This is a genomic window from Klenkia sp. AC732 (assembly GCF_979256525.1).
On the sequence record NZ_CEEDOS010000194.1, the window covers coordinates 1 to 232 of the forward strand.

Consider the following 232-nt stretch of genomic DNA (forward strand, 5'->3'; position numbering starts at 1 on the left):
CGCTGGTCCCGGTGTGCAGGACCTCAAGCGCACCGCGGACGGCCGCTGGCGTGGTGCCGGGCGGTGACGTCCCAGCGGCCAGGAGTTCACCGTCAGCGCGGGCTTCGTGTTCGTCGGGGCCGGCGGCGGCGCCCTGCCGCTGCTGCCGCGCGCCGACAACCCCGAGATCAAGGGCGTCGGCGGCTTCCCGGTCTCCGGGCTCTTCCTGCGCAACCGCAACCCCGAGCTGGTC

General features: G+C 75.0%; 1 pseudogene. It reads left to right on the forward strand.

Going from position 1 to position 232, the window contains the following annotated elements:
* Positions 1-88: 88 nt before the first annotated feature.
* A pseudogene (locus AC0IVP_RS22245) lies at positions 89-232 on the forward strand (malate:quinone oxidoreductase); the annotation flags it as partial.